This window comes from Rhodococcus sp. DMU1, from assembly GCF_012272955.1.
Taxonomy (GTDB): domain Bacteria; phylum Actinomycetota; class Actinomycetes; order Mycobacteriales; family Mycobacteriaceae; genus Rhodococcus; species Rhodococcus aetherivorans.
The window spans coordinates 6,021,584-6,040,460 of the sequence record NZ_CP050952.1 but is presented as its reverse complement, the minus strand read 5'-3'; the positions used below and the strand labels follow the sequence as shown (position 1 = coordinate 6,040,460).

Annotated in this window: 14 protein-coding genes; 11 read left to right on the top strand and 3 right to left on the bottom strand. The window is 68.7% G+C overall.

Annotation, left to right across the window (positions count from 1 at the left end; genetic code table 11):
• Nucleotides 1–21: 21 nt before the first annotated feature.
• Nucleotides 22–1,479 carry a catalase gene (locus tag HFP48_RS27685; protein WP_006932116.1) on the bottom strand — a complete coding sequence of 486 codons (1,458 nt, stop codon included), beginning with the start codon at nt 1,477–1,479 and terminating at the stop codon, nt 22–24.
• Between the two features lie 118 nt (nt 1,480–1,597).
• The gene (locus HFP48_RS27680; RefSeq protein ID WP_029546749.1) at nt 1,598–3,415 is read right to left on the bottom strand and encodes a helix-turn-helix domain-containing protein; all 1,818 of its coding nucleotides are present in this window, start codon (nt 3,413–3,415) and stop codon (nt 1,598–1,600) included.
• A gap of 164 nt (nt 3,416–3,579) precedes the next feature.
• Here HFP48_RS27680 and HFP48_RS27675 point away from each other — a divergent pair, with 164 nt between their 5' ends.
• The 9 genes from HFP48_RS27675 to HFP48_RS27635 all read left to right on the top strand — a co-directional run bounded on the left by HFP48_RS27675 (nt 3,580) and on the right by HFP48_RS27635 (nt 12,849).
• Nucleotides 3,580–5,211 (top strand): methane monooxygenase, encoded by a 1,632-nt coding sequence (locus HFP48_RS27675; RefSeq protein WP_029546748.1) that lies wholly within the window; start codon nt 3,580–3,582, stop codon nt 5,209–5,211.
• A gap of 84 nt (nt 5,212–5,295) precedes the next feature.
• Nucleotides 5,296–6,339, top strand: a complete 1,044-nt coding sequence (locus HFP48_RS27670) for an FAD-binding oxidoreductase (protein WP_043801009.1) — start codon at nt 5,296–5,298, stop codon at nt 6,337–6,339.
• 50 nt (nt 6,340–6,389) lie between these two features.
• A complete protein-coding gene (locus HFP48_RS27665) occupies nt 6,390–7,496 on the top strand; it encodes an aromatic/alkene monooxygenase hydroxylase subunit beta (RefSeq protein WP_029546746.1) in 1,107 nt (368 codons plus the stop codon).
• Nucleotides 7,493–7,834 carry a propane 2-monooxygenase effector subunit MimD gene (gene mimD, locus HFP48_RS27660; RefSeq protein ID WP_029546745.1) on the top strand — a complete coding sequence of 114 codons (342 nt, stop codon included), beginning with the start codon at nt 7,493–7,495 and terminating at the stop codon, nt 7,832–7,834. The genes HFP48_RS27665 and mimD overlap by 4 nt, the downstream gene beginning before the upstream one ends.
• 78 nt (nt 7,835–7,912) lie before the next feature.
• On the top strand, nt 7,913–8,956 hold the full coding sequence (locus HFP48_RS27655; protein ID WP_100056432.1) for an amidohydrolase family protein: 1,044 nt from the start codon (nt 7,913–7,915) through the stop codon (nt 8,954–8,956).
• Nucleotides 8,953–9,711, top strand: coding sequence for an iron-sulfur cluster assembly protein (locus tag HFP48_RS27650; RefSeq protein ID WP_072636731.1), 759 nt, complete (start codon nt 8,953–8,955; stop codon nt 9,709–9,711). Before HFP48_RS27655 ends, HFP48_RS27650 begins: the two co-directional genes overlap by 4 nt.
• A complete protein-coding gene (locus HFP48_RS27645) occupies nt 9,708–10,733 on the top strand; it encodes an NAD(P)-dependent alcohol dehydrogenase (protein ID WP_029546743.1) in 1,026 nt (341 codons plus the stop codon). The genes HFP48_RS27650 and HFP48_RS27645 overlap by 4 nt, the downstream gene beginning before the upstream one ends.
• 39 nt (nt 10,734–10,772) lie before the next feature.
• Entirely contained in the window at nt 10,773–12,422 is a 1,650-nt protein-coding gene (gene groL, locus HFP48_RS27640; protein WP_050036196.1) for a chaperonin GroEL, read from the top strand.
• Nucleotides 12,423–12,528: 106 nt separating this feature from the next.
• Nucleotides 12,529–12,849, top strand: coding sequence for a putative quinol monooxygenase (locus HFP48_RS27635; RefSeq protein WP_168580458.1), 321 nt, complete (start codon nt 12,529–12,531; stop codon nt 12,847–12,849).
• Between the two features lie 102 nt (nt 12,850–12,951).
• Here the strand turns inward: HFP48_RS27635 and HFP48_RS27630 are convergent, their stop codons facing one another.
• Entirely contained in the window at nt 12,952–16,104 is a 3,153-nt protein-coding gene (locus HFP48_RS27630) for an NAD-glutamate dehydrogenase domain-containing protein (protein WP_168580457.1), read from the bottom strand.
• A 177-nt stretch (nt 16,105–16,281) separates the two neighbouring features.
• On the opposite strand from HFP48_RS27630, the gene gabT reads away from it, so the two are divergent.
• Both gabT and HFP48_RS27620 read left to right on the top strand, forming a co-directional pair.
• Nucleotides 16,282–17,640: a 4-aminobutyrate--2-oxoglutarate transaminase gene (gene gabT, locus HFP48_RS27625; protein WP_029546739.1), complete on the top strand. Its 1,359-nt coding sequence runs from the start codon at nt 16,282–16,284 to the stop codon at nt 17,638–17,640.
• A gap of 34 nt (nt 17,641–17,674) precedes the next feature.
• Complete coding sequence (locus HFP48_RS27620; protein WP_006932150.1) at nt 17,675–18,868, top strand: acyl-CoA dehydrogenase family protein; 1,194 nt, start codon at nt 17,675–17,677, stop codon at nt 18,866–18,868.
• The last annotated feature ends 9 nt before the right edge of the window (nt 18,869–18,877 follow it).

Genomic DNA, 18,877 nt, shown 5'->3' with positions numbered 1-18,877 from the left:
GGCCGGGGGACACCACGGGACTCACAGCGCGCCGAGTGCCTCGCAGGCCTTGCGAACTCCCTCGCCGTAGGCCGGATCGGCCTGGGTGCAGTTGGCGATGTGCCGCTCGATCGTCGCCGCCGATGCCCCTGTGATGGCACGCGCGGTGTTCTCGAACAGCACGGTCTGCTGCTCGGCGGACATGCCGCGGAACAGGATTCCCGGCTGCTCGAAATAGTTCTCGTCGTCCGCCCGATGGTCGAACCGGTCCGCGACCGCGCCCACCGCGAGCGGCGGTTCGGCGTACTCGGGCTGCTCCCGGAAGCGGCCGTACGAGTTCGGTTCGATGCTCGGGACGCTGCCCTGGTTGCCGTCCACGCGCATCGCGCCGTCGCGGTGGAAGGAGTTCACGTGCGCGGCGGCCCGGGGGCAGTTCACCGGGATCTGGTGGTGGTTCACGCCGAGCCGGTAGCGCGCGGCGTCCCCGTACGAGAACAGCCGGCCCTGGAGCATCCGGTCGGGTGAGAACCCGATGCCGGGAACGATGTTCGCCGGGGAGAAGGCGGCCTGTTCGACGTCGGCGTGGTAGTTGTCCGGATTGCGGTTCAGTTCCAGCTCGCCGACCTCGATGAGCGGGTAGTCCTTCTTGGACCACACCTTGGTCAGGTCGAAGGGGTGGTACCGGTACGTCGCCGCGTCGGCCTCGGGCATGATCTGCACGTACAGTGTCCACTTCGGGTGGTTGCCGGATTCGATCGCCTCGTACAGGTCCCGCTGGGCGGATTCGCGGTCGCCGGCGATCACGGCCGCGGCCTCCTCGTCGGTGAGGTTCCTGATGCCCTGCTGGGTGCGGAAGTGGAACTTCACCCACGAACGGGTGCCCTCGGCATCGACGAACGAGAAGGTGTGCGAGCCGAATCCGTGCATGTGCCGGTACCCGTCGGGGATGCCGCGGTCGGACATGACGATCGTGACCTGGTGCAGTGCCTCCGGCAGGTTGGTCCAGAAGTCCCAGTTGTTCTCGGGATCGCGAAGATTGGTCCGGGGGTCCCGCTTCACGGCGTGATTGAGGTCGGGGAACTTGAGCGGGTCGCGGAAGAAGAACACCGGCGTGTTGTTGCCGACGACGTCCCAGTTGCCCTCCTCGGTGTAGAAGCGGACGGCGAAGCCGCGGATGTCGCGTTCGGCGTCGGCGGCACCGCGCTCCCCCGCGACCGTGGAGAACCGGACGAACACCTCGGTCTGCTTGCCCACGGCGGAGAACACTGCGGCCCTGGTGTGCCGGGTGATGTCGTGCGTGACGCGGAAGGTGCCGAATGCTCCGGAACCCTTTGCATGCATCCGTCGTTCGGGGATGACCTCGCGGTCGAAGTGCGCGAGCTTCTCGAGGAACCACACGTCCTGGAGCAGCATGGGTCCGCGCGCCCCGGCCGTGAGACTGTTCTGGTTGTCCGGCACCGGCGCGCCGGCGGCGGTGGTGAGTCCGTTGTGGTCGGTCATCGATCACTCCTGTCTGGTCACCCCAGGCTGGCGGGGCGAACGTCTCTGCGCTCAGCAGTGTTTCCTGAGGAGCGGTGTCCCGGTGTCTCAATTTGACACGGGCACTTGATATTCGGAATCAGAGGGTGATGCCGAACTCGCGGATCTTGCGGTAGATCGTCGCCCGCGACATGCCGAGCGCCTTCGCGGCCGCCGCCTTGTCGCCTCCGTGCAGGGCCAGTGCGTCCACGATCGCGTCCCGCTCGAGGGACTCGAGCCGGGTCAGGTTCCGGCGGGTCGTCGCCCGGCACTCGGCGGGCAGGTCGCCGATCTCGACGGTCCCCGAGCGCCGGCGCCGGCAGGTCTCCTCGAGGACGCTGCGCAGGTGGGTCACGTTCCCCTGCCACGACAGTCGCATGAGCTGGTTCGCCGCGGCCGGCGAGAGCGTGAGGTCGGTGGCGCCGGCGGCGTCGAGGAGGAAGCGCACCAGCTCGGGGACGTCCTCGAGATGATGGCGCAGCGGGGGAACGGAGAGCGTCTTCGGAAAGAGTCGGAGCAGGGAGTGGGTGTCGCTCTCCTCCTGCGGGGGTTGCATGGTCAGCGCCACCCACGGGTCGTCCGGAAGGGTGTCCGGCGTGACGGTCTGCAGGAGCTGGCCGAGACCGGCGAGATCGTCGTCGCCGAGCGCATGGGCGTGCAGCACCGCCAGGTCGGAGCCGCCCTCGAGCGTAGCCGACGCCTGCTCCAGCAGCTCCCCGCCGTCGACCGCGGCCGCGTCGAGCACCGCGAGGCCGCGGTCGCTCCGGACGTGCTCGTGCGCGGCCCGGATCAGCGCGGTCTTGCCGACTCCGGGCTCGCCGTCGAGCACGAGCCATTCCCGTCGCCGGCAGGCCTCGACGACGCCGTGGACGGTGTGCTGCCACTGCGCGCTGCGACCGGCCAGCGCGCGCAACGCCGGCTGCTTCGCGGCGCGCGGGCTCCGGGTCCGGGCGAGTTGCTCCTTGATCCGCACGACCCCGCCCGCGAGCCTGTCCTCGACGAAGGTCGGCTGGTAGGACAGCCGCGCCGTGATCCCGCTCGGCAGGTCGGCGAGCATCGTGAACGGTTCGGCCCGCCCGCGGGCGTCGCGGGTCCGGTCGATGATCGCGGCCTGGTCGCGTGAGTCGAACTGCTGCTGGGTCTGGGCGTTCATCATCAGGACCTCGTCGCCGACGGCGATGACCGGGCGACCCGAATGCTGGCAGGCCGCGTGGTAGTCGTGCAGGAGGGCCCGGTCCAGTTCGTTGGCCTCCTCGAGGATCCGTTCCCTGATGCGGGTGGCGGCCAGCTTGGCGAAGGACAACAGCAGCGAGTTCGTGTTCTCGGTCTTGGTGGTCAGGTCCACGACGCCGAGGAGTGTCCCGGTGATCGGGTGCGTCACCAGGGCCCCGGCGCAGGAGAACAACCGCAGGTGCCCGCTGTAGTGCTCGTCCCCCCGGATCAGCAGGGGTGCACCGACCTCGAGCGCGGTCCCGATGCCGTTGGTCCCCACCTGGGACTCGGCGTAGCGGAAGCCGGGAGCGAGGTCGACCCGGTCCAGGGCGGTCAGCAGGCCGCGGTCGCCGCCGTAGCGGCTGAGCACGGTGCCCTTGGCGTCGGTGAGGATCAGGGACACCGGCTCGTTCTCGATCTCCGCCGACAGCGCGGACAGCACCGGGCGGGCCGCGCGGGTGAGGACGGTGTCGACCGGGAGCGGTTCGACGTAGCCGGCGCTCGGGCGGTCCACGTCGACCTTCGCCGCCCGAGACCGCAGCCACGAGACCCGCAGCCAGTTCCGGACCCGGCGGTCGCCGGGATCGTCCGCGGCCTGATCGGCCGAGTGGAACGCCTCGCGTGCCTCCCGGAGTGACGTGTGGTCCTGGGAACTGCTTCGGCTGAATTCACCCACCTCGGTCTCCCGGTCGTCTGGAGTTGTCACGGGGACATTCTCATCGGGCCCTGCGTCCACAAGGGTAATTGTGCCGAATGTGACCTGCGTCTCACATTGAGACAGATCGGGGTGGCGCCCGCGGGTTGTATCTGCATCCACACCCCACCGTCCACGGCTGGCACCGAGCCGGCTCCCGATCCAGGAGGCGCACATTGAGTAGGCAGAGCCTGACCAAGGCCCATGCGAAGATCACCGAGCTGTCGTGGGAACCGACGTTCGCGACGCCGGCCACCCGCTTCGGCACCGACTACACGTTCGAGAAGGCCCCCAAGAAGGACCCTCTCAAGCAGATCATGCGGTCCTACTTCCCCATGGAGGAGGAGAAGGACAACCGGGTCTACGGCGCGATGGACGGCGCCATCCGCGGGAACATGTTCCGGCAGGTCCAGCAGCGCTGGCTGGAGTGGCAGAAGCTGTTCCTCTCGATCATCCCGTTCCCGGAGATCTCGGCGGCCCGCGCGATGCCGATGGCCATCGACGCGGTGCCCAACCCCGAGATCCACAACGGGCTCGCCGTGCAGATGATCGACGAGGTTCGTCACTCGACGATCCAGATGAACCTCAAGAAGCTCTACATGAACAACTACATCGACCCCGCCGGGTTCGACATGACCGAGAAGGCGTTCGCGAACAACTACGCGGGCACCATCGGCCGGCAGTTCGGGGAGGGCTTCATCACCGGTGACGCGATCACCGCGGCCAACATCTACCTGACCGTGGTCGCGGAGACGGCCTTCACGAACACCCTGTTCGTGGCGATGCCCGACGAGGCGGCCGCCAACGGCGACTACCTGCTGCCCACCGTGTTCCATTCGGTGCAGTCCGACGAGTCGCGGCACATCTCCAACGGCTACTCGATCCTGCTCATGGCGCTGGCCGACGAGCGGAACCGGCCGCTGCTCGAGCGGGACCTGCGCTACGCGTGGTGGAACAACCACTGCGTGGTCGACGCCGCGATCGGCACCTTCATCGAGTACGGCACCAAGGACCGCCGCAAGGATCGCGAGAGCTACGCCGAGATGTGGCGGCGGTGGATCTACGACGACTACTACCGCAGCTACCTCATCCCGCTCGAGAAGTACGGGCTGACCATTCCGCACGACCTCGTCGAGGAGGCGTGGAAGCGCATCACCGAGAAGGGCTACGTCCACGAGGTGGCCCGGTTCTTCGCGACGGGCTGGCCGGTGAACTACTGGCGGATCGACGCCATGACCGACGCGGACTTCGAGTGGTTCGAGCACAAGTACCCGGGCTGGTATTCCAAGTACGGCAAGTGGTGGGAGAACTACAACCGCCTCGCCTACCCCGGCCGCAACAAGCCGATCGCGTTCGAGGAGGTGGGATACCAGTACCCGCACCGCTGCTGGACGTGCATGGTGCCCGCCCTCATCCGCGAGGACATGGTCGTGGAGAAGGTGGACGACCAGTGGCGGACCTACTGCTCGGAGACCTGCTACTGGACCGACGCCGTCGCGTTCCGCAGCGAGTACGAGGGACGTCCCACCCCGAACATGGGCCGCCTCACCGGTTTCCGTGAATGGGAGACCCTGCACCACGACAAGGATCTCGCCGACATCGTGCAGGACCTCGGGTACGTGCGCGACGACGGCAAGACCCTCGTCGGTCAGCCGCACCTCGACCTCGACCCGAAGAAGATGTGGACCCTCGACGACGTGCGGGGCAACACCTTCCAGAGCCCGAACGTGTTGCTGAACCAGATGTCCGACGCAGAACGCGACGCCCACATCGCCGCGTACCGCGCCGGCGGCGCAGTTCCTGCCTGATTCAGGCTCGGTGGGTGGCGCCGCGGCCACTCCGGCGCCACCCACCGCCTCACCATTCATTCCACGAGCCCAGGAGACACCCCCGTGGCCGACAAGCACCGCATCAATTTCGAGCCCGTCGACATCGAGATGGAAGTCGGCGAGGACGAGTACATCCTCGACGCCGCCTTCCGGCAGGGCATCCATCTGATGCACGGCTGCCGCGAGGGGCGTTGCTCGGCCTGCAAATCTTTTGTCCTCGACGGCGACATCCAGATGGAGGACTATTCGACGTTCGCCTGCAACGACGCCGAGACCGACGAGGGGCACGTACTGCTCTGCCGCTCGACTGCATACAGCGACTGCACCATCGAACTGCTCAATTTCGACGAGGACGAACTCCTGGGTGGTATCCCCATTCAAGAAGTGCGCACCCGGATCACCGCGATCGAGCCGATGACCAAGGACATTGTGTCGCTGCAACTGCAGCCCGTCGAACCCACGGAGTACGAGTTCAAACCTGGTCAGTACTCCGACCTGCAGATACCGGGAACCGAGGAACATAGGTCCTTCTCCATGGCGACGACCCGATCGACGCCGGGACATGTCGAGTTCCTCATCAAGAAGTACCCCGGTGGCAAGTTCGCCGGCTTGCTCGAGGACGGCATCTCGGTGGGCGACGAGATCACCCTGACCGGACCGTACGGATCCTTCACCCTCAAGGACGGTCACGTCCTGCCGGTGGTCTTCATCGGCGGCGGCGCCGGCATGGCCCCGATCCTCTCGCTCCTGCGGCACATGAGCGAGACCGGCAGCACCCGGCCCGTCCGGTTCTACTACGGTGCCCGCACGCCGGCGGATCTGTTCTACCTCGAAGAGATCCTCGAACTGGGAAAGACCCTGACGGACTTCGTGTTCGTGCCCTGCCTCTCGGAGTCGGCGGAGCCGGTGCCGTCCGGACTCCCGGAGGTCGAGGAAGGCAACGTCACCGACATCGTGGACCGCCGCGAGCCGGACATCCATCGGAGCGAGGTCTACCTGTGCGGGCCACCCCCCATGGTCGATGCAGCCCTGGAATTGCTCGAGGTGCACAACACCCCGAAAGACCAGATCTTCTACGACAAGTTCACCAGCCCCGCCTTCGAGTAGGCGCCGTAGGAAACCACCCTGCTCCTTCACCGACAGAAGTGAGAAACGAGATGACCGCATCTACCGACTCCAAGCACCGTAGCTTCCCGAAGATCGAGTTCACCGACTCCGAAGCCGGCGCGCTGGACTTTCCCAGCTCCCGCAGCCGCACCTTCACCTACTACACGCCGGCCAAGAAGCGGTCGACGATGTACGAGGACGTCACCGTCGACGTGCAGCCCGATCCCGAGCGGCACCTGTCGCAGGGCTGGATCTACGGCTTCGGCGACGGACCGGGCGGATACCCGAAGGAATGGACGGCCGCGAAGTCGTCGAACTGGCACGCCTTCCTCGACCCGAACGAGGAGTGGGACCAGACGATCTACCGCAACAACGCGGCGGTCGTGCGCCAGGTCGATCTGTGCCTGCAGAACGCCAAGCGCGCCCGCGCCTACGACGGCTGGAACACGCCGTGGCTGAAGTTCATCGAGCGCAACCTCGGCGCCTGGATGCACGCCGAGAACGGCCTGGCGCTGCACGTGTTCACCTCCATCCAGCGGTCCGGGCCCACGAACATGATCAACACCGCGGTGGCGGTCAACGCGGCACACAAGATGCGGTTCGCGCAGGACCTCGCGCTGTTCAACCTCGACTTGTCCGAGGCCGGGATACCGTTCGACGGGGCCGCCCACAAGGAGGTCTGGCAGTCGGCGCCCGAATGGCAGCCCACCCGCGAGGTCGTCGAACGGCTCACCGCGGTGCCGGACTGGTGCGAGCTGCTCTTCGCCACCAACATCGTCTTCGAGCAGCTTGTCGGCTCGCTGTTCCGCAGCGAACTGGTCATGCAGATCGCCGCCCGCAACGGCGACTACATCACGCCGACGATCGTCGGCACCGGTGAGCACGACTACGACCGGGATCTCGCGTACACGCGCAACCTCTTCCGGCTGCTCACCCGCGACGAGCAGTTCGGCGAATCGAACAGGGAGCTGTTCGGGACCTGGCTGGCGACCTGGGTGCCGCGCTGCCTCGACGCCGCGCGCGCCCTGCAGCCGATCTGGTCGCAGCCGGCCGACAAGGCGGTCACCTTCGCCTCCAGCCTCGAGGCGGCCGAGGCGAAGTTCCGTTCCCTGCTCGAGGACATCGGGCTCGACATCGCGAAGGAGCTGGACAAGTGAGCATGCAATTCGGATCGGCCACCGAGTTCTCCAACATGTGTGGCGTCACCCTGATGAACACCCCGATCGGCCGCGTGGTCGCCGAGGTCATGGGCGCCAAGGACGGCGTGCAGCTGACGGAGTACCCGTCGATGATCCGCGTCGACGGCGTCAACCGCCTCGAGTTCGACTACGAGGAACTCACCGACGCTCTCGGCTCCGACTTCGACGGCTCCGTCTTCGAGGAGATCAGCTCCACCCACTACGGGCGCATGGTGCACCTCGATGACAAGACCATGCTCTTCGCCAGTCCCGAGGACGCCGCCGAGTACATCGGATTCGATCTCACGGCGCACTGACCGCGGCCGTCCGGGCCCGCAGACCGGGCCCGGACGGCTCCCGATCCACCACCGGCACACGACAGAACGAGGGAAGCGATGTACGAGAAGGACGGGCAGCAGTACTTCATCGTGGACGGGCACGTGCACATCTGGGACGGCCGCGAGTCGAACCAGAAGAACGTGCACGGGCGGCAGTTCATCGACTGCTTCTACGACTACCACAAGAACCTCAGCCCCGAGGAGGAGGTGTGGGACTACGACACCTACACCTACTACGGCGGCGAACGCCTCATGAAGGACCTGTTCGTGGACGGTCACGTGGACCACGCGATCTTCCAGGCCACCCTGTTGAGCGACTTCTACCGCAACGGGTTCGGGCAGACCGAGGAGGCGTTCGGGCTCACCCGCAAGCACCCCGACAAGCTCACGTACAACCATGCCTACGATCCCCGCCACGGGGAGGCCGGCCTCGAACAGCTGCGCCGGGACGCCGAACGGATGAACCTCCAGGGCGTCAAGCTCTACACCGCCGAATGGCACGGCGACTCCCGCGGATACAAGCTCGACGACCCGTGGTCGAGGCGCTACCTCGAGGAGTGCATCGAGCTGGGGATCAAGAACATCCACGTGCACAAGGGCCCCACCATCCGGCCGCTGGACCGCGACGCCTTCGACGTCGCCGACGTGGACAAGGTCGCCACCGACTACCTCGACCTGCGCTTCGTCGTCGAACACGTGGGCCTGCCCCGGCTCGAGGACTTCTGCTGGATCGCCACCCAGGAGTCCAACGTGTACGGCGGTCTGGCCGTGGCGATGCCGTTCATCCACACCCGTCCCCGGTACTTCGCCCAGATCATCGGCGAATTGCTCTACTGGCTCGGCGAGGACAAGATCCTGTTCGCCAGCGACTACGCGCTGTGGACCCCGAAGTGGCTGATCGAGAAGTTCGTGGACTTCCAGATCCCGGAGGACATGACCGAATACGCGCCGATCACCGTCGAACAGAAGAAGAAGATCCTCGGCCTCAACGCCGCGGCGCTCTACGACATCGACGTCCCGGAACACCTGCGGCTGCCCGAGCCGGCCGGACAGGAGGGGGTCGAGGTCGCCGCGGGAGCCCAGCAGGCGGTGTCGTCGTGACCGCGGCTCCGGTGTCGGGCAGCGACGTGCTCGCCGCGCTCGGCACCGTGGTCGATCCCGAACTGGACGAACCGATCACCGATCTCGGCTTCGTGCGGTCGGTGGTCCTCGACGACGACGGGGTGACCGTGCACCTGCGGCTGCCCACCGCGTTCTGTTCGCCGAACTTCGCCTACCTCATGGCATCCGACGCGCAGGACGCCCTGCGGGCGATCGAGGACATCGGGCACGTGCGGATCCTCCTCGACGACCACCACGACAGCGGCAAGATCAACCGCGGGCTCGCCGCCGACGCCGGCTACCGGGGCACCTTCGGCTCCGAGGCGGAGGAGAACCTCGACGAGTTGCGGCGCACGTTCCGGCGCAAGGCGCACCTCGCCGCCCTGGAACGCTGCCTCGAGAACCTGCTGAAGCACTCGGAGCTCACCGTCGACGACATCCCGTCGCTGACGCTGAGCGACATCCCGCCCGGCCGGCAGAAGGCGGCCCTGATACGCCGGCGGCTCGACATCGGCCTGAGCCTGTGCCCGGCCAGCCGGGTGTTCGTCGACGACGACGGGCGGCCGATCCCCCGTGAGGCGGTACCGATGCGGCTGCGGTTCGCCAAGTCCGTGCGGATCTCCATGGAGGGGAACGCACACTTCTGCCGCGGGCTGCTCGCGACCCGGTACGCCGACAGCGACGGCGGATCGGCAACACCCCGGGTCGCCGACATCCGAACCAGTTGTTCCGCAATCGTCAGGAGAGTGTCATGAAGGCCGTGCAGGTGGTGGGGTACCACACCAAGCTCCAGCTCGAGGAGATCCCCGAGCCGAAGATCGAGGGCCCGCTCGACGTCGTCGTCCGCATCGGCGGAGCGGGCGTGTGCCGCACCGACATCCACATCCTCGAGGGGCAGTGGGCCGAGAAGAGCGGCGTCGTCCTGCCGTACACGATCGGCCACGAGAACGCCGGCTGGGTCCACGCCGTCGGCGACGCCGTCACCAACGTCGCCGTCGGCGACAAGGTCATCCTCCACCCCCTCATCACGTGCGGACTCTGCCGCGCGTGCCGGTTCGGCGACGACGTGCACTGCGAGAACAGCCGGTTCCCCGGCATCGACACCAACGGTGGCTACGCCGAGTACCTGCGCACCACCGCGCGCAGCGTGGTCCGGATCGACGACTCGCTCGAGCCGTCCGACGTCGCAGCCCTCGCCGACGCCGGGCTCACGGCCTACCACGCGGTCGCCAAGGCCGCGCGGGCGACGCGACCGGGCGACGTGTGCGTCATGATCGGCGCGGGCGGCCTCGGCCACATCGGCATCCAGGTCCTGAAGGCGGTCTCCGCGGCGACCCTGATCGTGGTGGACCGCAACCCGGCCGCCGTCGCGCTGGCCGTCGGGATCGGTGCCGACCACGGCATCGTCGCCGACGGCACCCACGTGCAGCAGGTGCTCGAGCTGACCGGCGGCCGCGGCGCCGAGGCCGTCGTGGACTTCGTCGGCGAGGGCGGCGCCACGAGGGACGGCGTCGCGATGCTGCGCCGCGCCGGCAACTACTACGTGGTCGGATACGGCGAGAACATCGACGTCCCCACGATCGACGTGATCTCCACCGAGATCAACTTCATCGGCAATCTCGTCGGCTCCTACAACGACCTGCAGGAGCTCATGGCCCTCGCCGCCCAGGGAAAAGTCACGCTGCACACCACGAAATATCCGCTCGAGCAGTTCCAGCAGGCGATCGACGACCTCGACGCGGGACGGGTCCGCGGCCGCGCGATCCTCGTCCCCTGAACCGCACCCCGCACAGTCAGCACGAAAGGAAGTCCAGCCATGGCCAAGGATCTGCGGTTCAACCAGGAGGCACGCCTCCTTCTCGAGTACGGGGTCAACGCGCTCGCCGACGCGGTCAAGGTGACCCTCGGCCCCAAGGGCCGCAACGCGGTGCTCGAGAAGCTGACCGGCCCACCCACCATCACCAACGACGGTGTCACGATCGCCCGCGAGATCCAGCTGCGGGACCCGTTCGCCAACATGGGCGCGCAGCTGGTCAAGGAAGTGGCGATGAAGACCAACGGCGTCGTCGGTGACGGCACCACGACCGCGACCGTGCTGGCGCAGGCCATGGTCCGCGAGGGGATGCGGGCCGTCGACGCCGGTGCCAATCCCATGCGGGTGCGGCGCGGCATCGAACGCACCGTTCCCGTCGTCGTCGAGGCACTGCGGGACCGGTCGGTGCAGGTCGACGGACGCAAGGATCTCGAGCGCATCGCGACCCTCGCCGCGAGCGACGACGAGGCCATCGGCGAGGCCATCGCCGAGGCGGTCTCCCACGTGGGCAGGTCCGGCATCGTCACCACCGAGGAGAGCGAGACCCTCGGGATGTCGGTGAGCGTCGTCGACGGCATCGAATTCGACCACGGCTACATTTCCGGCTACATGGTGACCAACCCCGAACGCATGGAAGCGGTCCACGAGAATCCGCTGATCCTGTTGACCAACAAGAAGATCACCCAGGTGCAGGAGATCATGCCGAGCATCGAGGCGGCCAAGCGCGCCGATCGGCCCCTCGTCGTGCTGGCCGAGGACGTCGACGGCCCCGCCCTGCAGCTCCTCGTCGGCGGCAACATGCACAACACCATGCAGTCCGTCGTCGTGCGGGCGCCCGGCTTCGGGCACCGGCGCGTCGCCGAGCTGCAGGACCTCGCGGTCGCGCTGGGCGGGCACGTCGTCGCCAAGGACACCGGCGTCGAACTGTCCGAGGTGACGGCCGAGCACCTCGGTTCCTGCGACCGCATCACCGTCACCGAGAACGAGACGACGATCGTCGGCGGCCACGGCGATCAGAGTCTCCTCGACGCGCGGATCGCGCAGCTCGAGGCGCAGCTCGGACGGGCCCGGATCGACGCCGACCAGGACAGCCTCCAGCTGCGCATCGCCCGGCTCACCGGGCGGGTCGCCGTCATCCGCGTCGGCGGCGCCACCAGCGTCGAACTCAAGGAACGCATGCTGCGCGTCGAGGACGCCCTGGCCGCCACCCGGGCCGCCCTCGAGGACGGCATCGTCGCCGGGGGCGGCACCGCCCTGGGGCAGGCGCACCGGGCGCTGGCCGACCTCGACCTGCCCGGCGACGAAGGCATCGGCCGCGACGTGGTGCGGCGTGCCCTGCCCGAGCCGCTCCGGTGGATCGCGGTCAACGCCGGCTTCGACGGCGACGAGGTCGTGGAGGTCGTCGCGGGGCTGCCGTCGGGACACGGGTTCAACGCGCTCTCCGGCAAGTACGGCGACATGTTCGACGAGGGCGTCGTCGATCCGTTCAAGGTCACCCGCGCCGCGCTCGAGAGCGCCGCGTCCATCGCGGCGCTGCTCATCACCACCGAGACCGCGATCGTGGAGGAGGTCTTCGGCAACCCCGGGGCGATCCACGCGCCCGGCTTCGGGGACCTGGCCGAGGGCATGGTCCGCCCGTCCAACATCTACTGATCGCCGGGGGATCGTCTCGGCGGCGGCCGGGCCTCGTCGGTCGCTTCCCTCCGAGGCAACCGGCCGCCGCCGTGCCCACCACGGCTCGACAGGAACGGAGTGCGCAATGATCTTCATCGTGGTCAGGTTCCGGGTCCGTCCCGAATACCGGGACGACTGGCTCCCCCTCACAAAGGAATTCACCGAGTCGACGCGGGCCGAACCGGGCAATCTGTGGTTCGAATGGTCGCGCAGCGTGGACGACCCGTCCGAGTACGTGCTCGTCGAGGCGTTCCGCGACGGTGAGGCCGGTGCCGCCCACGTCGGTGCCGACCACTTCCGCAAGGGGCTCGACGCCATGCGCCCGGCGCTGAGCGAGACCCCGCGGATCCTCCACACCGAGATCCCCGGCGTCGAGTGGTCCCGCATGGGCGAACTCGAAATATAGGCGGCTCGCCGCCGTGACACTGTGGCGGCTCGCCGCCGTGACACTGTGGCGGCTCGCCGTGGTGCCCTTTCGGATCTCCCCCGATCCGAAAGGGCACCACACTCAATGACTCTCGCGCACGAGCAGGCGCAGTTCCGCGCCGAGCGTGCACGCCCGCGGCAGATCGACGAGCCCGTCCTCGCGCAGTTCGGTGGTCAGGCGCGTCACCCGGGCGATCGCGTCCGGGACCCGCCGCTGCCACCGCGCCAGGACCTCGTCGACGTCGGCCGGAGCGATCGGGGTGCCGTCCCGGCGCAGGATCGCGGCGACGAGGGCGTGGTGGCGTTCGGCGAGCTCGTCCCGCACCGTGGCGATCGCCGTGCTGTCCCACCAGGTGTGGGATCCGGCGGACAGGTCCGGCGACGTCCCGTCGAGCCCCAGCAGCGAACCCGTGCCGGCGTGCACCCGGGCGACGGTGCGCGCCGGGCAGTTCAGCGTGTACGCCGTGTCGACCAGGGCCGGGTACTCGCCGAGTAGCCGGAAGTCCGGCCCCCCGTCCGCCCCGGTGTCGCTCAGCAGGTCCTCCACTCCGGCACGCAGCCGGGTGATCTCGGCGCTCACGTCGAGCGGCGACGGCCGCAGCCGCAGGATCCACGAGGCCGCATGCTCGACGAAATTCTGCACGGTGCCGAGCCGCGCCCAGCGTTCGGCGCCGGAACCGGGGCGGTCCCGCGCCTCGGCCCACAACCGGTCGGTGTCGAACACCGCCCGGATCACCGCGTACGCCCGTGCGACCGCCGGCGTGCGCACCCCGAGTCGTTCCTCGAGCTGATAGATCATCCCCGGTCCGACGTGGTCGACGAGGTCGGAGGCGATCCGGGTCGCGACGATCTCGCGGCGCAGGGGATGATCCCGGATCTCGTCCTGCAGCAGTCCGCGCATGCGTTCGGGGAAGTACGCCTGGGCGACGTCGGCGAAGACGGGGTCGTCGGGCACATCCGACTCGAGCAGGTCCCGGCACACGACGTTCTTCGACCGCGCGAGCAGCACCGCGATCTCCGGCCTGGTCAGCCCGCGGCCGGCCCCGGCCCGCGCGGCCAGCTCCTGCACCGTGGGCAGTACCTCGGTGCTGCGGCGGATCCCGTCACCGGTCTCGAGGTGGCTGATGAGCCGCTCGTGCCGGCCGAGGAGCCGGGCCGCGCGCGAGACGGCGAGCCCGAGCGCCACCGACTGGTCCCGGCTCGTGCGCAACACGGTGCGGGCCACCTCGTCACGGGCGTCGCCGAGCAGGCGGTTGCGTTCCTCGAGTGTCAGACGTCCGCTGCGCCGGGCGGATTCGAGGGCGATCTTCAGGTTCACCTCGGCGTCGGAGGTGGCGACGCCGGCCGCGTTGTCGATGAAGTCCGCGTTGATGCGGCCGCCCGCCGCCGAGAACTCGATGCGTGCCCGCTGCGTGAAACCGAGGTTGCCGCCCTCGCCGACGACGCGGCAGCGGAGCTGGGAGGCATCGACGCGGACGTCGTCGTTACCCGGATCGGCTGCATCCGTGTGACTTTCGGAGGTGGCCTTGACGTAGGTGCCGACGCCGCCGTTCCAGAGCAGGTCCACCGGTGCGGTCAGCAGCGCCTTGATCAACTCGCTCGGGGTGGTGGTGGGGTGCGGCAGACCGAGCAGGCGCCGTGCGGGTTCCGGGACGGTGACGGACTTCGCGGAGCGAGGCCACACCCCTCCGCCGGGCGAGAGGACGTCGCGGTCGACATCGTCCCAGCTCGATCCGGGACGCTCGAACAGCCGGCGGCGCTCCGCGTAGGCGCGGGCCGGGTCCGGGTCCGGGTCCGGGTCGAGGAAGATGTGCCGGTGGTCGAAGGCGCCGACGAGGCGCAGGTGCGGGGAGAGCAGCATCCCGTTGCCGAAGACGTCGCCGGACATGTCTCCGATCCCCACCGCCGTCACCTCGGTGGTGTCCACGTCGACGCCGAGGTCGGCGAAGTGCTCGCGAACCGCGACCCACGCGCCGCGCGCGGTGATGCCCATGGCCTTGTGGTCGTATCCGCTGGATCCGCCGGAGGCGAAGGCGTCGCCGAGCCAGTAGTCGTACTCCGCTGCGATGGAGTTCGCCAGGTCGGAGAACGCTGCGGTGCCCTTGTCCGCGGCCACCACCAGATATCCGTCGTCCCCACCGTGGACGACCGTACGGTCCGGGTGCACGATCTTCCCGTCGACGATATTGTCGACGAGATCGAGCATTCCCCGAATGAACGTCGAATAGGCCTGAGCCGGAGAGACATCCGGGTTTCGCCGCACGAACGCACCCTTGGCGCCGACGGGGACGATGGGAGCGTTCTTCACCACCTGGGTCTTCATCAGGCCGAGTACCTCGGTGCGGTAGTCCTCCGGGCGGTCCGAGAATCGCACACCGCCACGGGCGACGGTGCCGCTCCGCACGTGGATGCCCTCCATGTCGTCCGAGTGGACGAAGATCTCGCGGTGGGGGACGACGGGCCCGGGATCGGTGAGACGTCCGGAATCGAGCATGAATGCGCCGTACGATTTCGGTGCGCCGTGTTCGTCGCGCTGGTACCAGTTGGTGCGCACGGTGGCGGTGACGAACGACTCCGCGCTGCGCAGGATGCGGTCCTCGTCGAGGCTTTCCGCCGCACCGCGCCGCGCGGCGAGCGCCCGCTCCGCCCGCTCGGCGGCGACGTCCCGGTCGCGCCGGTCCGGGTCGAAGCGCGCGGCGAAGCAGGCGACGAGGGCCTCGACGAATCCTGGATGCCGGCAGAGGGTATCGACGATGTACCGCTCCGACATGATCAGACCGGCCTGGCGGGCGAAGCGGCCGGCGGCCCGGACCAGGGCGATGTCCCGCACGTCCACATCGGCGACGACGGCGAGGCGGGCGTACCGGTCGACGACGGTGCGGCCCTGCGCATGGGCGTCGACGACCGCCGCTACCCGGCAAGGCGAACCCGGCCCCCACTCCGGGGGCGTGACGAACGCGAACCGATGCACCCGGCGATCCTCGCCGTCCCCCGTCAGGTGTTCGTGATCGTCGATCCGCAGCCCGAAGTGTTCGAAGGTGTGGACGGAGTCGGACAGCGACGGATCGCGGCCCGGCCACCTCATGACGGCGTCGGCGACGCCGTCGCGGGCAGCGCGCTCGACGAACAGGAGGGCCGGATGCTCCCCGCGTGACCCGGCGAGGTGCCGCGCGGCCCCGGCGACGTCGGTGGGCAGCGGTTCGTGTCGATGCGTGGTGGCGGTATCGGTGGTCATCGGCGTGTCCTTTCGATCACCCGGTGTGGGCCGTGGTGTGCCGCCAGTCTGCGGGCGACCCCTGGAGACGGACATGTACTCGATGTCCATGTATGCGTCAGAACTTGTACTTCCGGTCCATAAGTGACCGGCGTTCTCGCCCCTACAGTTCGAGGAAACCGACGGAGGGAGAAGGACATGACCGCAGTGGAACTCGTACGGGGCGGGCCCGGACTCGAGCAGGCACGCCGCATCGTGACGGAAATCCCGGGCCCCCGGTCCCGCGAGCTGGCGCAGCGCCGCGCCGCCGCGCTGCCGGCGGGCCTGGCCAGTGGCGCCGAGATCTACGCGGCGGCGGGCGGCGGGGGTGTGCTCGTCGACGTGGACGGGAACTCCTTCATCGACCTCGGTTCCGGCATCGCCGTCACCACCGTCGGCAACTCCGCGCCGCGCGTCGTCGAACGTGCCACCGCGCAGCTGCAGCAGTTCACCCACACCTGCTTCCTCGCCACGCCGTACGAGCCGTACATCGAGGTCGCCGAGGTCCTCAACCGGCTGACCCCCGGAACCCACGCCAAGCGCACGGCACTGTTCAACACCGGCAGCGAGGCCGTCGAGAACGCCGTGAAGTACGCCCGCGCGGCGACCGGTCGTTCCGCCGTGGTCACGTTCGACCACGCCTTCCACGGCCGGACGCTGATGACGATGACCATGACGGCGAAGAACCAGCCCTACAAGCACTCCTTCGGTCCGTTCGCCCCGGAGGTCTACCGCGCGCCGATGGCCTACCCCTACCGGTGGCCGAGCGGGCCCGACCGCGCCGCGGACGAGGCGTTCGAGCAGTTCCGGCTGCTCGTCGACGCCCAGATCGGCGCGGACCAGGTGGCGTGCGTCGTCGTCGAACCCATCCAGGGCGAAGGCGGGTTCATCGTCCCCGCCGACGGATTCCTCCGCCGCGTCGCCGATTTCTGCCGGGACCGCGGCATCCTCGTCGTCGCCGACGAGGTGCAGACCGGCATCGCCCGCACCGGAGCATGGTTCGCCTGCGAGCACGAAGGCCTGGTGCCGGATCTGATCGTCACGGCGAAGGGACTCGCCGGCGGGCTTCCGCTCGCGGCCGTCACCGGCCGGGCCGAGATCATGGACCGCGCCCACCCGGGCGGCATCGGCGGCACCTACAGCGGCAACCCCGCGGCGTGCGCGGCGGCCCTCGGGGTGTTCGAGACGATCGAAGCGGAGCATCTGCTCGACCGGGCTCAGGAAATCGGCGCGCTGATGCTGCGGGAACTGCGCGACATCGGCACCCACCACCCCGTCGTCGGCGACGTCCGCGGACGCGGCGCCATGATCGCCGTCGAACTCGTCGAGCCCGGTACGACCACTCCCAACCGCGAGGCCGTCGCGGAGATCGTCCGGTACTGCCAGGCCCACGGGGTCCTCACCCTGACCGCCGGCACGTTCGGGAACGTGCTCCGTTTCCTGCCGCCGCTGTCGATCTCCGACGAGCTGCTCACCGAGGCGTTCTCGGTGCTGCGCGACGCGTTCGCCGCCCTCTGACCACCACCGCTCCCTACTCCGCGAGGACCAGCACATGACCACCACCGCACCCGCCCGCACGACCGGTCCGCTGCGACCGCTCGAACTCCTCGGCGCCGACACACTGCTCGACGCCGACGAACGCGACATCGCCGCCACTGTCCGCCGCTTCGTCGAGACCCGGCTCGTCCCCGAGGTCGGCGACTGGTTCGAATCCGCGACGCTGCCCAAGGAAGTGGCGAAGGAGTTCGGCGCCCTCGGCGTCCTCGGCATGCACCTGGACGGGTACGGCTGCGCCGGCACCAACGCCGTCAGCTACGGCCTGGCCTGCCTGGAACTCGAGGCCGGCGACAGCGGATTCCGCAGCTTCGTCTCGGTGCAGGGTTCGCTGTCGATGTTCTCCATCCACCGCTACGGATCCGACGAACAGAAGCAGGAATGGCTGCCCCGCCTGGCCTCCGGAGACGCCATCGGGTGCTTCGGCCTGACGGAACCCGACTTCGGGTCCAACCCTTCGGGAATGCGCACCCGCGCCCGCCGGGACGGTTCGGACTGGATCCTCACCGGCACCAAGATGTGGATCACCAACGGCAATCTCGCGGACGTCGCCACGGTGTGGGCCCAGACCGACGAGGGTGTCCGCGGGTTCCTGGTTCCCACCGACACACCCGGCTTCACCGCCAACAGGATTCACCGCAAGCTGTCGCTGCGGGCTTCGGTGACCTCCGAGCTGGTCCTCGACAACGTGCGCCTGCCGGGCTCGGCCGAGCTTCCCCTCGCCCGCGGCCTCGGGGCTCCCCTGTCGTGCCTCAACGAGGCCCGTTTCGGCATCGTGTTCGGCGCGCTCGGCGCGGCCCGGAACAGCCTCGAGACCGCGTTGGACTACGCCGCCTCCCGGGAGGTCTTCGACCGCCCGCTCGCCGCCTACCAGCTCACCCAGGAGAAGCTGGCCGACATGACGCTCGAGCTCGGCAAGGGCTTCCTGCTCGCACTGCACCTCGGCCGCCTCAAGGACGAGTCCGGTGTCACCCCCGAGCAGATCAGCCTCGGCAAGCTCAACAACGTGCGCGAGGCATTGGCCATCGCCCGCGAATGCCGGACCATTCTCGGCGCCAGCGGCATCACCCTCGAGTACTCGCCGCTGCGGCACGCCAACAACCTCGAGTCGGTGCTGACCTACGAGGGCACCAGCGAGATGCACCTGCTCTCGATCGGCCGCGCCCTGACCGGTCACGCCGCATTCCGCTGACCCGCACCG